Here is a 15440-nt window from a genome sequence, read left to right as displayed (position 1 = left end):
TTTTTATTTATTCATATTTTTAATCATTTTTTGAACCTAAGATCAGTAAGATTTCAATTTTTTTAAAAATAATGGGTCTTTATATACCCTATTTTTAAAATCATAAACAGCATATAATTTCATTTATTATTTAAAATGACATATAATAATCTGTTTTTGTGCAAACATTTTTCTAATTTCACGTATATCTATTGATTTCAAACATTTCAAATGATTATATATGAAAAAGATAGTTCTGATATTTGTCACCTTCCTTTTTACGATTGCTATAACCCATGCCCAGGAATTAAGGGAGTTGAAAGGCCCGGCTGCCAAAAACTATAAACCATGGAAACATCAGCAAAAGTCAAGTGTTGTGATCTTGAATGTTAACCCCAGTGAAAAAAAAGGTCCTGAATTCAAAAATGTCAGGATTTGGAAAGATGACTCAGAAGTGGTGGCCATTAACCTGGAAACCAAATCCCAAGAAAGGAAAACTGGTTCGGGGGTTAAAAATAGAAAACCTTGGACTAAAAACTAATTTCACCAAGATAACTTATTTTAAGAAAGGATGCTGATTAGGCATCCTTTTTTTTGGTCAATATGGATGCTTTTTGCAATAGCATATACTACACTATTTAGCGGTTCCTAAATTCATCGCATATCAAAATATATTTTTGAACCTGTTTTTTGTTCCATATTACCTGATTGAGAGAAAGTTAAATTTCCTGTATAAGAAGTAAGCCATTTTGATGAGTTAAATTTAATTTCTTAGATAAATATTTTTAAATTGAGAGATTGTCAACAATAAATTAAAACACGTGTTAGCATTTCCAATTCAAATTACAGATCCTGTTTATCAAGAAAAAGAATCCTTTTCAATATATGAACAATTTTTGATGAGATTTATCAAAGATCCACGGGACTTGCCCTTTTTACATTTGATGACTTCCATCCATCTATCAGTGATTCCGTTGGCTATTTTGCTTTACTTACCGATTCTAAATGGAATTCTGTGGTGGGTTGTAGCACTTCCTTATTTCTACATTTCCCAGTTTTATTTCAAAGGCTCTTTTGGACTGATGCTTCATTGCTTTTGCCACCGCAGTATGTGGAAATCCGAATGGCAGTGGATGCAAAAATATATTCTCTGGTTCTTGTGTCCACTTTTTGGACATCTTGGGGAATCTTACAATAGTCATCATATCGGAATGCACCACATTGAAGGAAACATGCCCGAGGATTCCAGCAGTACCATGGGATACCAAAGGGATAGCGTTAAGGATTTTATCAAATACTGGTTGAATTTCATGGCTATGGGCTTCCATGATACCTATCAATTCTTGTTCAAAAGAAAATTGAGGAAATTTTATGTTCCATTGAGCTACAGTGAAATATTATTCTACATTTTTGCAGTAGCCATTTGTTTTTTTAATTTCAAAGCGACCATGGTTGTATTTGTGGTTCCTTTCTTTTTTGCAAGATTAGTCATGATGTTGGGCAATTGGACACAGCATGCATTTGTAGACCCCATCGAACCAGGAGATGAGTTGGCAAGTACAGTTATTTGTATGAATACTTTTTACAATCATAAATGCTGGAATGATGGTTACCATGCATTTCATCATCTAAAACCTGCAGCCCATTATACTGAATATCCATTGATGTTTGAAAAGTATAGAGTTCAGCTTGCAGAGAAAAAAACCTTTGTGTTCTCAGGGGTACATTACCTCCATATATTCACCTGGCTGATGACAAAAAATTATGATAAAATGGCCGCACATCTGGTCAATATTAATAATTCTTTTAAGGATAAAGATGAGATGATTTCCCTATTAAAGGCAAGGGTGAATAAGTTTGAACAAGTCAATACATTCCAAAAAGAGATAATTGCAAGTTAATATCGAAAAGACCTCTGAAGTTTAATTACACAAAGGGATTTCACAAGTCTTCCTCTCTTTCCAGCATCAATATTGAATGCTGTGGCACGATGTAGTATTTTTCGCCTTCATAAATCACCTCATAAGATCCGTTCAAAAGGAAAATAGCCAAATCACCTTCTTTTGCCTGAAGGGGGATGTATTTAATATTGTCATCCCGATCTTTCCAAGGTTCATCTATTTCCATGGGTGAAGGTATGGGATATCCAGGGCCGGTTTTGATGATATAGCCCTGCTGTACTTTTTCTTTTTCCTGTACACCGGGAGGAAGATAAAGTCCTGTTGCTGTTTTCCCATCGGCCTTCCGAAGTTTGATCAGAACACGGTCGCCTACGATGATGAGTTTTTTCAATTTATTGTCTGGGGTGAGTTTCATTATTTGATTTTAGATTTGAGAAGTAAGATTTTAGATTGGAGATGCAAGACTCAAGATGGAAGACACAAGATACAAGACAAAATTTGGGGTCGATTGGGGATTGCTGAATGGTTAAAGAAGTTATTATCGCAAGCAGATTCTTGTAACAAATCCACATTTCTTTTAGCCATACCTCCAAGGTTTTTAACAGCCTTTCTTAATTCAGAAAACCTAGTCTCAAATCTCATGTCTCACATCTCACGTCTCCAAAAAAAAGAGGCATCCATATCAAATATAGATGCCGTCTTTTTTGGATTATGATTTATTTATTTCTTGTCCTCGGACACTTCTTCGTAGTCTACATCAGAGACACTGTCTCCTGCTTCTGCTGATGCCCCTGCGTCTGCACTTGCTCCTGCGTCAGGTCCTGGCTGAGCTCCTTGAGTGGAGTTGTACATTTCCTGTGAAGCAGCTTCCCAAGCTTTATTCAGGGTTTCCATAGCAGCATCAATTCCGGACATATCCTGAGACTGATGTGCTTTTTTCAAAGTTTCCAAAGCTGAAGCAATATTGGCTTTATTGCCATCGGAAAGCTTGTCACCATATTCTTTCAGTTGTTTTTCGGTTTGGAAAACAAGACTGTCAGCTTGGTTCAATTTTTCGATTTTCTCTTTTTCTGCTTTATCAGTTACAGCATTGGCCTCAGCTTCTTTTTTCATTCTTTCGATATCGTCTTGTGACAATCCCGAAGAAGCCTCAATCTTGATTTTTTGCTCTTTTCCTGTTCCTTTATCCTTGGCAGATACGTTGAGGATACCATTCGCATCAATATCGAAAGTCACTTCGATTTGAGGAACTCCCCTAGGTGAAGGCGGGATATCGCTCAATTGGAATCTACCTATTGAGCGGTTATCTTTGGCCAAAGGTCTTTCACCTTGTAATACGTGAATATCTACAGCGGGCTGATTGTCAGCTGCGGTTGAAAACACTTCTGATTTTTTTGAAGGAATAGTTGTATTGGATTCTATCAATTTGGTGAAAACACCACCCATCGTTTCGATTCCTAGAGATAGCGGCGTCACATCAAGCAACAACACATCTTTTACCTCACCGGTCAATACACCACCCTGAATAGCTGCACCAATGGCAACAACCTCATCAGGGTTAACACCCTTAGAGGGTTTTTTACCGAAGAATTTTTCAACTTCTTCTTGGATTTTTGGAATTCTGGTAGAACCACCTACCAAGATTACCTCATCTATATCTGATGGAGACAATCCTGCATCTTTAAGCGCCTTCTTACAAGGATCCATAGATCTTTTAACCAAATCCTCTGATAACTGCTCAAATTTGGCTCTGCTCAAGGTTCTCACCAAGTGCTTTGGACCAGTTTGTGTTGCTGTGATATAAGGTAGGTTGATTTCAGTGGAGGAAGAACTGGACAATTCAATTTTCGCCTTTTCAGCTGCTTCTTTCAATCGTTGAAGTGCCATCGGATCTTTTCTCAGATCGATTTGTTCCTCAGCTTTGAATTCGTCTGCAAGCCAGTTGATGATTTTCTGATCAAAGTCATCACCCCCCAAGTGAACGTCACCGTTGGTTGATTTAACTTCAAATACGCCATCACCCAATTCAAGAACAGAAACGTCAAAGGTACCACCACCTAGGTCATACACTGCGATTTTCATATCTCTATTTTTCTTGTCCATACCATAAGCTAAAGCGGCTGCGGTAGGCTCATTGATGATCCTTTTCACTTCCAAACCTGCAATCTGACCGGCTTCTTTGGTAGCCTGACGCTCAGCGTCATTGAAATACGCAGGAACTGTGATGACAGCCTCGGTAACAGTCTGACCCAAAAAGTCTTCGGCAGTACTCTTCATTTTCTGAAGAATCATGGCTGAAAGTTCCTGTGGGGTGTAAGCTCTGTCACCGATTTTGATGGTGATGGTGTCGTTAGAACCTTGTTCTACTTTATAAGAAGCATGTTTTTTCTCCTCGGAAACCTCGGAGAATTTTTTGCCCATAAATCTTTTTACTGATGAAATAGTATTGGCAGGGTTGGTGATTGCCTGACGCTTTGCAGGGTCACCGACTTTTCTTTCTCCATTACCATTATCCAAAAAGGCCACAATAGATGGAGTGGTTCTTCTTCCTTCACTGTTTTGGATGACCACCGGCTCGCTGCCTTCCATTACGGCAACGCAAGAGTTAGTAGTACCCAAGTCTATACCTATGATTTTTCCCATGATGATATATTATTTCTGTTATTGATTACAATTTTTTAAATTATAATTTCCTTATTGACAATGGTTGTGCCAATGAACATTCTCCAAGATTTTGTGTCAGATTGACAGATTTGTGTCACAGATTTTAAAAAGATTTTTCAAAGTTGTCATTAAGCAGGATGTGATGTCAGGTCAATCATACACCCACCAATCAGGTCTTACTGTAACAAACCTTCTTCCCAATGCCCGATTTGCACAAGTCTGGCATTCAGATGGATATTCAAATAATGGCCTTCCTAATACAAATGTGCAAGGAGGCTCTATAAAAACAGGCGAAATTTCAGAGGTTAAATAAAACCGGGATACTTGGGATTTAGCAACTTCAAAAAAGCCCAAAACCGTTTCATTAGGTTCATTGACGTTTTTGATATTTCCGATGATGGGGGCCGGGGGGATATCAAATAGGGAACCCTGATTACCAATTACGATTTTGATTTTTTCCCAATATTCATAGGATTCCCTATTGATGCTCAGTTGTTTGACACTGATGAACATCGGAAACAAGAATGAATCATCAAATTTCCTTGTTGCCAATAATTGTTCAAAATTTTGGGTTGTGGATGCTGATCCATCAAAAAGGTTGATTTTGGTGGGTTCTATAATGTCAAAGATAAAACATGGAGGGGGCAAAGGTGGAGGAATTCCCGGTGCCCTAATCCAAACCAATTCCCAATATTGCGTTTCTTCAACGATCCACCTTAAATAAACAGGTTCATCATTTGGTGGAAGTTGGGTTTTGCTGAAGATCTTCAAAACATCTTCGTCGGCTGTAGTCCTGAAAGGTTCATAGGCAACATCGTAACTTAAGCTGTCAATGCCGACCCAATTTGGGATTTCCTGAAAAGATGACCTATATACTTTTTCCCCGACAATCACTTCCAATGAATAACTTTGCCCTTCTATAAGAGTGAAGTTCTGAAGTTCATAATCTCCATTGCCGACTGATCTATATGAAATGGTTCCTCCATTTTTTACCAATAGATTCACATTGGCATTGGGTATTCCATTCTGAACAAAACCAAAATTCCTGCTTAACCCTACATTTACAGTATGAGTGGTTTCTCCTTCTGCCAATAGCCCGTAGATGATGATTTGACCTTCTATTGTATCGCCTATAAAATCCAGTCTATCAATACATGAGAAAGCTAAAATTAGCCAAACTAGATTTTGAGGGCTGAAAATGAATGTATTGAAAATTTTCTTCATTTATATTTTTTCCTTGTAGGAAATGGATTTATAATGTTGCGATTTTGTAATTAATGATATAAGGTCAATCATATACCCACCAATCAGGTCTTATCGTAACGAACTTTCTGCCCAATGCCCTATCTGAACACGACAAACATTCTGCAGGGTATTCTATTGAAGCCCTTTCTGGTATATAAAGACAGGGAGGGTGCAAATAAATAGGGGATATTTCAGAAGTCACAAAAAAACGGGTGACCTGTGATTTGGCAACTTCAAAGAATCCCAAAACTTTCTCATTGGGGTCATTCGTATTTTTAATATTTCCAATGATGGGAGCAGGTGGAATATCAAATAAGGAGCCCTGATTTTCCAGTACGGTTTTGATTTTGTCCCAATATTCATAAGCATCCCTGCTTATGCTATATTGTCTGACACTAATAAACATTGGGTACAAGAAAGAATTGTCAATTTTTCTAGTCACCAGCAATTGATCAAAGTTTTGTGTTTTGCTGGTTGATCCATCAAAAATGTTGATTTTTGCAGGTTCCATGATATCAGAGATAAAGCATGGCGGAGGCGGTGGAACACCCGGAGGAATCCAAAGTAGCTGCCAATATTCGGTTTCTTCAACTTTCCACCTTAGGTAAATAGGCTCATCATCTTTGGGAAGACGGGTTTTACTGAACACCTTAAAAACATGTTCATTTAATGCAGTCCTAAAAGGTTCATATGCGATTTGATAACTTAAGCTATCAGTCCCGATTGAAGTTGGGATTTCTTGGAAGGTTGATTTATATACATTTTCACCCACCAAAACCTCAAGGGAATAGTTTTGACCTTCCTTTGGAATAAAATTATGCAGCTCATAATTCCCATTTCCAAGAGATGTATATCGAAATGTACCACCTTCTTGGCTCAATAAATTTACCTCCGCATTGGGGATGCCCTTTTGTGTAAAGCCTAAACTCCTGCTCGACCCTACATTTACGCTGTGGATGGTTTCCCCGGCTGACAGCAATCCATAGATGATTATTTGTCCTTCATTGGTGTCACCTAAAAAATCCAGCCTATCAATACATGAGAATACCAAAAAAACCCATGCAAAATTAAGCAAGTTACTTAACTTAAATAAATGGATTATCTTCTTCATTTATTAAATGTTACGCTGTAGGTAATTGATGGAAAAGCAGATCCCAAAATAGATACTTGATAAGGTCTCAGCCTGAGCGAGTTTTCTTCTCTTTGAAAAAACACCGAGTAGGCATTCCTTCTTCCCAATAAGTTATATATACTGAAATTAATTTTGTCATTCCAATTTCTGACAAAACCTTTGGCTAGATAAGAAAGGTCCATTCTAAAGTAATTTGGAATTCTGAATTGGTTTCTGTCACTAAAATCAGGAATCAAAATCCCATTTATCAGATAGTTTGTGGATGGTGCTGTGATAGGTCTTCCGGTTGAAAAATTGAAATTCAAATTGAAATTCCTTCCTTTTCCCAAATGGAAGTTTGTCACCAACGAAACGATGTGAGGCCTATCGAAATTAGTTGGAAACCAATTGCCACGGTTTATCTGGATTTCATTGAATTCAGAAGTCGTTCTTATAAGGGAACGGCTGTAAGTATAAGCTAACCAACCTGTAATGCCTCCGGTGTTTCTTTGAATGAGAAATTCCGCACCATATGCAAGACCTTGGCCTTGGATTACCTCGGTTTCCAGGTGTGGGTTAAGGAATAAGTCGGCAAAATCTCTATATTCCAACTGGTTTTCGGTAGTTCGATAAAATCCTTCCATTGAAGTGGACCATTCATTTTCCTTGAAATTCCTGAAATAACCCAAAGATAAATTGTGGGATCTCTGCGGCTGAATGTAGTTGGTACTCAATTGCCAAAGATCAATAGGAGTTGGACCTGTGGCATTTGATATGGTCTGTAAATATTGGAACATGCTTGAATAGCCTGCTTTGATGGAATTCACTTCATTGAATGTCAATCTCACGGATACTCGGGGTTCGAATCCTCCATATTGGACTATGGTACCCTCATCTATTGCATCAATGCCAGAAATGGTGAGCCTAGACTGGGGTAATCCTTCCTGATACCGATAAACCGAATCAGGTCCCAATTGATGATATTGAGAATACCTGAGTCCACCTGAGATTGAAAAGTTTTCATTAGGATTCCAGTCCATAGAAACAAATGGCGCAAATTCTAATCCCCTTTGCTTTGCTACTTTTTCCTGAAAAATCCCGGATTCAACTGTAAAAGGCATGAGTGTTTCAGGTCTCATCTGATATTGGACAGCTTCTCCACCAAAAGTAATATTGGTTTTTTCAAGCGTAAGTAACCCAGTGATTTTCCCCTGATAATAATATAGACCGTTTTTGATAATAGAGGGGTCTGTGCCGGATGGTTCAAAAAATCCATTATTAAATGAACCAAAAGCAGCCATTCCAATCAGTGAAAAGTTTTCAGATAAAAGGTTATTGCTTGTAAGTGAGGTGACGAAATTATTCCACTCAAATCCAAACTGATCAGAAAACCTAAAATAGTCGCCTGTATTTAGCAAGGAAAAATCAAGGGAATGTTCTCGGGAGAACTTGTGGTTGAGTCCCAAGTAAATATCATGAAATTTGATATTACTGTTTCTGACATCAGGTTCATTGACTCTCTTCAACAGCCAATTCGCATTGGACCTTCTCAATCCTGCAATCATGCTTGTTTTTTCAGGAATAATTGGTCCCTCGACCAAAAACTTGCTCACAGCAGTCCCAAGCGATCCTGAATAATTCCATTTTTCAAAATCTCCTTTGCGCATTTCTATATTCAGTGCCGCAGCGCTCCTACCACCAAAATTACTGGGAACAGTACCTTTATATAAAGTAAAGTTCCTGACAACATCCCCATTAAAAGCAGATAGAAAACCCAAGGCATGACTGTTGCTGAGTACAATTGCCTCATTCATCATGATAAGATTCTGATCCGCTTGACCGCCTCTTATATTCAATCCCGAAGATCCTTCTCCTACAGAAGTGACTCCGGGTGTAGCCTGAAGGACATTAAAGACATCAGGTTCACCCATCAAAGCAGGAATCAATTTGATGTCTTCAATATTCATTCTCGTTACACCTGTGATGGGACTTTTTATATTCCTGTCCTTTTCTTCCTCACGGACAATAAAGGTCTCCAATTCGAAACTCATGTTGTCCAACTCTGAATCTAATACCCCATCTCCAAAAAGTTCTACTATAAAAGGTTGTCCCTTTTTGCCGAATTGTCTGAATACAATCCTGTGCCTGCCAGAATCCAAATGCGCAAAGTACATTCCATTTCTATCGGTATTTATCCCTGTAAATAACCCATCAACATGGACAGATACCCCGGAAAGGACTTCGCCGGTTTCTTTGTCTGTTACTTTTCCGGTCAGAATATATTTGGCTTTTTTCCTTTCTGAGTCTGACTGAAAATTCACTGTGGGAGTTTCAGTTTGCGCGTATACTGTGGAATTGGCTGTGGTCAATAAAATACCAAATACAATCAAAAAATAAATCCTGATCTTGTGTGTACGATGAATCTTAAAAATCTTATCCACAACCTTTTCCCTAAGGCGTTTGAAATATTGATATACAAGTAAGCGATTTATTTCTTGTTTAAAAAGTCACAGGTGATTAGATTCATTTCTTCAGCCCATCTTGGATTCCCCTCTCTGTTGGTTAAAAAATGTCAAAAACCTGATTGCATTGCTTTCGTTAATGCAGAAAGCAGTATTTTTCGTTTTCAAAAATCAATGACACCTCTATGTCTCTGAATCAAATATATTTTCGGTTTTTCATTTCAGTTTTATTTGTCTTTTTCATTTCAGATCTGACAGCACAGGGCATAAAAGGAAAAGTGACCACTTCTGATGGTGAAGTATTGCCTTTTGCTTCCATTTATATCAGGAATTTAGGTGACGGGGTTCCGACCAACCAAAATGGGGAATATGAATTCAGGTTGAAACCCGGGTATTATGATGTTTTGGCACAGTATCTCGGCTATGCATCGGAATTGAAAACCGTGGAAGTCAAAGACGACTGGATCGTGTTGGATTTTGAAATGAGTGAACAGGTATATGCATTGCAGGAAGTGGAAGTAAAGACGAAACAGGAAGATCCTGCTTTGACCATCATGCGTAAAGCCATTTCCAAATCCAAATACCATAGACTTCAGGTGCAGGAATATACGATGATGGTATACTTGAAAGGCACAGGGGAGTTGACCAATGCACCGTTTTTTTTGAAAAAAGAAATGGAAAAAGAGGGTGTTAAGTTAAATGAGGCCTATACTTCTGAATCAGTCTCCCAAATTACTTTCAGGCAACCCAATACTGTCGAAGAAAAAGTAATCAGCATCCGGACCAATGGGGAAAACAATCAAACTTCGCCGGCTCCCTATATTGCTACAAGCTTTTACAATGAAAAAATCAATGAGGCAATTTCCCCATTGGCACCCTCGGCGTTTGTTTATTATAAATTCAAATATGAAGGTTCGTATGTGGAAAATGGCGTGATGATCAACCGCGTCAAAGTAACCCCAAGATCAAGGGGAGAACGTGTTTTTGAAGGTTATATATATATCATAGAAGACCTTTGGGCAATACACAGTTTGGATTTGACCACTTCACTATTGGGATTTCAAATTGGAGTCAAGCAGCTTTATCAACCTGTGGCAGAAAATGTTTGGATGCCCTCTACCCATACCTATACTTTTGGAGGTAAATTTTTTGGTTTCGCCGGAGAATTCAGATACCTAGCATCCACCCGGGATTATAATATTACACTCAATCCGGATTTGATAGTGGAGACAAAGATCATTGACGAAAAAGTAGATATTGTTCCTGATGATGTTAACACCTTCAGCAAGAGCCTTTCAAGTCTTGAACAAATGAGTCAGGCCGACAAAATGACCAGAAAGGATTTCAGAAAATTGGTCAATGAATATGAAAAGGAAGCATTAAAAGAAAGGGAAGAAGTGGAAGTCATCTCTGATAGAAAGTATACCGTTGACAGTCTGGCTAAAAAGAGAGACCTGAGTTATTGGGACAGTATCAGGCCGGTGAAGTTGACAGATGCGGAAATCAAAGGATACAAAAGAGATGACAGTCTTGCCGTAGTGGAAGCTGCCAAAGAAAGTGAAGTGGACAGTATTGCCAAAAAAGCAAAAAGAGGATTTAAGCCTTTAGAGTTTATCACAGGTGGCTCTTATTCATTTGGAAAAGGAAGGTCTGCGGGATTTGATCCCAACTTGACCAAGCTGTCTTTCAATACGTTGGAAGGATTTAAATTCGGTATATCAGGATTTTACAGGATAGTCCAAAACACCAAAATGGCGGATTCGGTCACCATGCATCGGAGGTCATGGACGATCCGTCCCGAATTCAGATATGGCTTTGCCAGCCAACAGGCCTATGGAACATTGGACATCAGAAGGTCTGTCAACAAAGGAAGACCCGGATATACTTATGGGCTGACGGGTGGAAAATATATTTTCCAGTTCAATGGAGACAATCCCATTCAGGAACAGGTCAACATGGTGTATTCCCTGTTGCTGAGACAAAATTTCATGAAACTCTATGAACAACAATTCTTAAAGGCTTTCTACAGTCACAGGGTCAATGATGCCTTTACTTATAGGACCAATGTCAATTATGCTTATCGGAGAGAGTTGGTAAACAATTCAGATGTAAGCCTTTGGAACAGGCCTGAAAGAATATATACTCCCAATAGACCCGATAATATTGAAGCTGATCCCACAGCTTTTGAAAATCACCACGCCTTGATTTGGAGCAACAATGTCGAATGGAGGCCTAGAATGAAATATTATATCAGAAACGGACGCAAAAACCCGATTTATGAATCCGCACCTTTGGTCAATTTCAGATATACAAAGGCCTTTCCGGGTATGTTCAACAATGCGATGGCTTCCAAATTTGATTTGGTAGAAGCAAGTGTGGAGCACTTTTTCAATTTTGGGGTCAGTGGTAAATTGGACTTCAACCTGACAGCGGGTGCATTCCTGAACAATGACCAGGTATATTTTATGGACTTCAAACATTTTGGCGGTAACAGGACCATATTTGCCAATATGGGAGTGGCTTCTAATTATAGGTTTTTGGATTATTATCAATACAGCACCCAAAGCCAATATGTGAGTGCCATAGTCCATTACCAGTTCAGAAAGTTTTTGTTGACCCAGTTGCCCATGCTTCGATTTTCCGGTGTCAGAGAGAATATTTTCTTCAACTACCTCAAAACAGAAAACTCACCCCACTATTGGGAAGTGGGATATTCCTTGGATAACCTGTTTAGAATATTCAGGGTTGAAATGGGTGCAGGTTTTGAGGGAGGCACCTTTCAGCGGGCAGGTATGAGGTTTGGGATTGCCAGTTTTATTAATATTAATTTTGATTGATGTAAACAAAGGCAACTAAGATAAAACACCATGAAAACCGAAAATACATTTATAATACATCCAGAAACCGAAGAGCAGGAAAATGCCCTGAAGGCTTTAGTTAAGGCACTCAAAATCAAATTCGAGATTACCAAGGAGAAACCTTATGACCCTGAATTTGTGGCCAAAATTCAAAAAAGCAGGCTGCAGGCCAAAGAAGGGAAAACAGTAAAGATGGATATTGATGATATATGGAAAGAGTAATTGAGTACACACTTCAAGCCAAGGAAGATATAGATACAATTCACATCTAATGCATACTTCACATTTTATCCATATTGGTGCATAGACTTCTCCTGACGTACAAATGACATAAATCAGAGCTGCCGTCACCCTGACGTAGGAAGGGTCTCACGAGGATCAGTAAATGATAGAATTAACATAAATAGAACCTCTGGAGATCCCTCGTGCCTCGGGATGACGGGCAACTTGATGTCATTTCCCTATTTTGAACATTTATAAAATGTTGTAAACTCGAAGTGACAAGGCAAAGTTTAATAGTAATTTTAAACACTATTTTTAGGACAACTGTGCAATATGTCATTCCCACACTGCTCACTGTTTCACTGCCTACTGACCACTGTTTTACACTGGCTCCTGAACACCGCCAACTGACCACTGACATACTGACCACTGCCTTCTTCCGCCTCGGCGGACAAGACCTATTGTCGAAGTGACAAGGTGAAGTTGGAAAGTACTCTTAAACACTAATTTTAGGAAAACCGTCCAAAAGGTCATTTCCACACTGCCCACTGTTTTATTGAAAACTGCCCACTGATCACTTTTGAACTTCCTACTCCCTACTTCCAGCTTCCCAACTTCCAACCTCAACATTTTGAAAATCCCCCAATCCCTTCTATATTAGCAGGCAGTAAGGTTTAATATTGCAAAAGATTTAACAGTCCATGGCTGTTTCATCTTTCCACGGGGCTTCTTAGAAGCCTTTTTTGATTTTATGCTTTTTTTAGCCAAACCATTCCTTAATTTAGCCACCCAAATACCTACATTCGAAATGTCCCTTCAAATCAATTCACTTACAAAAACCTACGGTCAGCAGAAGGCGCTAGATCAGGTTTCTTTTGTGGCGGAAAAGGGAGAAGTATTGGGTTTTCTGGGACCAAATGGTGCCGGAAAATCCACTACGATGAAGGTGGCGACGGGTTTTATTTTACCAGATTCCGGCGATGTGCTGGTGAATGGGATTTCTGTTTTGGAGAATCCAAAAGCCGTTAGCAAAATGATCGGATACCTGCCCGAACATAATCCGCTGTATCTGGATATGTATATCAGGGAGTTTTTGGATTTTATCGGGGGACTTTATGGAATGAAGGGTAATATCCTGAAAACTAGGATAGAAGAACTGATTTCCCTCTGTGGCCTTGAATTGGAAGCGAATAAAAAGATCCATCAACTCTCAAAAGGATACCGACAAAGGGTAGGGTTGGCCAAAGCGCTGATCCATGACCCTGAGGTGATCATTTTGGACGAACCCACCACCGGACTGGATCCCAACCAATTGGCAGAAATCAGAAAATTGATAAAAAATATCTCAGTCAACAAAACGTTGATTTTGAGTACCCATATCATGCAAGAGGTGGAGGCAATCTGTGACAAAGTTGTCATTATCAACAGAGGAAAAATTGTTGCCTCCGATTTATTGCAAAACCTTAAGTCAGATGCAGGTAAAAATATCCTGTTAGTGGAGACGGAAGAGTCTTTGGACTTGGAATGGTTTGCCCATTTAGGAGAGGTTTCTTTTTTCCAAAACAAAACGAATGCGATCAGCTTAACGGTAGTAGATGCAGTTTCTGCCAGAAAAGAACTGCTACAAATAATACAAAAGAGGACTCTGACTTTGGTCAGTATCCAACAACAGGAAAAAAATCTGGAATCAATTTTTCATCAAATCACCCAAAATTGATGAGAGCACTCTATTGGAAAGAAGTAAATGCTTTCTTCAGCAATGTCAGCGGATACCTGATCTTAGGTGTATTTCTTGTCTCCCTTGGTCTGATAGTTTGGGTTTTTCCGGATACTGCAGTCTTGGAATATGGTTTTGCAGATTTGGAACCGCTTTTTGTGTACACTCCGTTTGTATTTACTTTTTTGATCCCTGCAATTACCATGAAGATGATAGCGGAGGAAAAGAAAACCGGTACTTGGGAATTATTGATGACGTCACCTTTGGGAATCCAAAAGATCATCTTAGCCAAATACTTTGCCTCAGTAACTTTGATCTTCGTGGCATTGATCCCGACATTGGTTTATTACTATTCGGTAGTGCAATTGGGAGACCCTGTTGGGAATATTGACCATGCAAGTTTTTTTGGTTCTTGGATTGGCCTGTTGTTTATTGGGGCCGTCTTTGCTTCCATAGGTATTTTCAGCAGTGCCCTGACATCACATCAGATAGTCGCATTTATATGGGGCATTTTCATTTCATTTTTATTGTATTTTGGTTTGACCGCTTTGGTTCAGCTGCAGGTGATGAGTCCGTTTGCTTTGTTTTTGGAAGAAATGAGTTTGAGTTATCATTACCAAAGTCTGAGTAGGGGAGTGATAGAAGCCCGAAATGTGGCGTATTTTCTTACAGTGATTATACTGATGTTAGGCTTAACAGGAGTTTTGATCAGAAGGAGATGAGCAAAGTTTCCAATATATCGCATATCAAGAGTTACGGAATTCCGATTGGAATACTTGTTCTCATTTGGGTATTGGTTACCCTATTTCCGTTCAGGATTGACCTGACTGAAGATAAAAGATATTCCCTTCATCCTGCTACCATTGCCTTGCTGGAATCCATTGAGGAACCTTTGGAAGTGGAAATTTTATTGACTGGTGATCTTCCCGGTGGGATGAGAAGGCTTCAAAGGTCCATTGAAGAAACGGTAAAAACATTTAATGCATACAGCGCCAAAAAAATCATTTTCTACTATGAAGACCCTTTGAGTCTTCCTGCAGATATCAAGGAGGATTATATTGTGGATTTGGCAGGATATGGAATTAACCCCACCACCTTGTACATTTCTGAAGCAGGAGGTCAAAAAAGCAAATTGATTTTTCCGGGTGTTGTGGTACGAAATGAGGAATTTGAGACAGGGGCTTTGTTGCTCAAAGGAGAAAAGGAATTGGGACCCGATCAAATATTAAATCAATCCATTGAAAACTTGGAATTTGAACTGGCCCAAGCAATCCGGAAACT

Annotated in this window: 13 protein-coding genes; 7 read left to right on the top strand and 6 right to left on the bottom strand. The window is 39.0% G+C overall.

Annotated features, from left to right (window positions below):
* The first annotated feature begins 220 nt into the window (after positions 1-220).
* Both ACEW8U_RS05580 and ACEW8U_RS05575 read left to right on the top strand, forming a co-directional pair.
* Positions 221-520 carry a hypothetical protein gene (locus tag ACEW8U_RS05580; RefSeq protein ID WP_373521051.1) on the top strand — a complete coding sequence of 100 codons (300 nt, stop codon included), beginning with the start codon at positions 221-223 and terminating at the stop codon, positions 518-520.
* 280 nt (positions 521-800) lie between these two features.
* Positions 801-1880, top strand: coding sequence for a fatty acid desaturase (locus ACEW8U_RS05575; protein WP_373521050.1), 1080 nt, complete (start codon positions 801-803; stop codon positions 1878-1880).
* A gap of 40 nt (positions 1881-1920) precedes the next feature.
* Here the strand turns inward: ACEW8U_RS05575 and ACEW8U_RS05570 are convergent, their stop codons facing one another.
* The 5 genes from ACEW8U_RS05570 to ACEW8U_RS05550 form a co-directional block, all read right to left on the bottom strand.
* A complete protein-coding gene (locus tag ACEW8U_RS05570; protein WP_373521049.1) occupies positions 1921-2295 on the bottom strand; it encodes a co-chaperone GroES in 375 nt (124 codons plus the stop codon).
* A gap of 305 nt (positions 2296-2600) precedes the next feature.
* Complete coding sequence (dnaK, locus tag ACEW8U_RS05565) at positions 2601-4523, bottom strand: molecular chaperone DnaK (protein ID WP_373521048.1); 1923 nt, start codon at positions 4521-4523, stop codon at positions 2601-2603.
* Between the two features lie 171 nt (positions 4524-4694).
* Positions 4695-5768 carry a DUF4249 domain-containing protein gene (locus ACEW8U_RS05560; protein ID WP_373521047.1) on the bottom strand — a complete coding sequence of 358 codons (1074 nt, stop codon included), beginning with the start codon at positions 5766-5768 and terminating at the stop codon, positions 4695-4697.
* A 64-nt stretch (positions 5769-5832) separates the two neighbouring features.
* On the bottom strand, positions 5833-6900 hold the full coding sequence (locus ACEW8U_RS05555) for a DUF4249 domain-containing protein (RefSeq protein ID WP_373521046.1): 1068 nt from the start codon (positions 6898-6900) through the stop codon (positions 5833-5835).
* Positions 6897-9341, bottom strand: a complete 2445-nt coding sequence (locus ACEW8U_RS05550; RefSeq protein ID WP_373521045.1) for a carboxypeptidase-like regulatory domain-containing protein — start codon at positions 9339-9341, stop codon at positions 6897-6899. The genes ACEW8U_RS05555 and ACEW8U_RS05550 overlap by 4 nt, the downstream gene beginning before the upstream one ends.
* Positions 9342-9547: 206 nt before the next feature.
* On the opposite strand from ACEW8U_RS05550, the gene ACEW8U_RS05545 reads away from it, so the two are divergent.
* A complete protein-coding gene (locus ACEW8U_RS05545) occupies positions 9548-12199 on the top strand; it encodes a DUF5686 and carboxypeptidase regulatory-like domain-containing protein (protein ID WP_373521044.1) in 2652 nt (883 codons plus the stop codon).
* A gap of 30 nt (positions 12200-12229) precedes the next feature.
* On the top strand, positions 12230-12442 hold the full coding sequence (locus ACEW8U_RS05540; RefSeq protein WP_373521043.1) for a DUF2683 family protein: 213 nt from the start codon (positions 12230-12232) through the stop codon (positions 12440-12442).
* Between the two features lie 381 nt (positions 12443-12823).
* Here the strand turns inward: ACEW8U_RS05540 and ACEW8U_RS05535 are convergent, their stop codons facing one another.
* Positions 12824-13072: a hypothetical protein gene (locus ACEW8U_RS05535; protein ID WP_373521042.1), complete on the bottom strand. Its 249-nt coding sequence runs from the start codon at positions 13070-13072 to the stop codon at positions 12824-12826.
* A 178-nt stretch (positions 13073-13250) separates the two neighbouring features.
* Here ACEW8U_RS05535 and gldA point away from each other — a divergent pair, with 178 nt between their 5' ends.
* The 3 genes from gldA to ACEW8U_RS05520 form a co-directional block, all read left to right on the top strand.
* Positions 13251-14159 (top strand): gliding motility-associated ABC transporter ATP-binding subunit GldA, encoded by a 909-nt coding sequence (gldA, locus tag ACEW8U_RS05530; protein WP_373521041.1) that lies wholly within the window; start codon positions 13251-13253, stop codon positions 14157-14159.
* Positions 14159-14881 (top strand): gliding motility-associated ABC transporter permease subunit GldF, encoded by a 723-nt coding sequence (gldF, locus tag ACEW8U_RS05525; protein WP_373521040.1) that lies wholly within the window; start codon positions 14159-14161, stop codon positions 14879-14881. The genes gldA and gldF overlap by 1 nt, the downstream gene beginning before the upstream one ends.
* Positions 14878-15440: Gldg family protein (locus tag ACEW8U_RS05520; RefSeq protein WP_373521039.1), on the top strand; the 563-nt coding region annotated here is incomplete at its 3' end. The genes gldF and ACEW8U_RS05520, both read left to right, overlap by 4 nt.

This window comes from Aquiflexum sp. (assembly GCF_041751335.1).
In the GTDB taxonomy this organism is placed as follows: Bacteria; Bacteroidota; Bacteroidia; order Cytophagales; family Cyclobacteriaceae; genus Aquiflexum.
Note: the sequence above shows the minus strand (reverse complement) of the source record. Positions and strands in the feature narration are given on the sequence as shown.

Coding starts and splice junctions, on each gene's coding strand:
- ACEW8U_RS05580 (WP_373521051.1), top strand. CDS start 221: ATGAAAAAGATAGTTCTGATATTTGTCACCTTCCTTTTTACGATTGCT.
- ACEW8U_RS05570 (WP_373521049.1), bottom strand. CDS start 2,295: ATGAAACTCACCCCAGACAATAAATTGAAAAAACTCATCATCGTAGGC.
- dnaK (WP_373521048.1), bottom strand. CDS start 4,523: ATGGGAAAAATCATAGGTATAGACTTGGGTACTACTAACTCTTGCGTT.
- ACEW8U_RS05560 (WP_373521047.1), bottom strand. CDS start 5,768: ATGAAGAAAATTTTCAATACATTCATTTTCAGCCCTCAAAATCTAGTT.
- ACEW8U_RS05555 (WP_373521046.1), bottom strand. CDS start 6,900: ATGAAGAAGATAATCCATTTATTTAAGTTAAGTAACTTGCTTAATTTT.
- ACEW8U_RS05545 (WP_373521044.1), top strand. CDS start 9,548: ATGTCTCTGAATCAAATATATTTTCGGTTTTTCATTTCAGTTTTATTT.
- ACEW8U_RS05540 (WP_373521043.1), top strand. CDS start 12,230: ATGAAAACCGAAAATACATTTATAATACATCCAGAAACCGAAGAGCAG.
- ACEW8U_RS05535 (WP_373521042.1), bottom strand. CDS start 13,072: ATGTTGAGGTTGGAAGTTGGGAAGCTGGAAGTAGGGAGTAGGAAGTTC.
- gldA (WP_373521041.1), top strand. CDS start 13,251: ATGTCCCTTCAAATCAATTCACTTACAAAAACCTACGGTCAGCAGAAG.
- gldF (WP_373521040.1), top strand. CDS start 14,159: ATGAGAGCACTCTATTGGAAAGAAGTAAATGCTTTCTTCAGCAATGTC.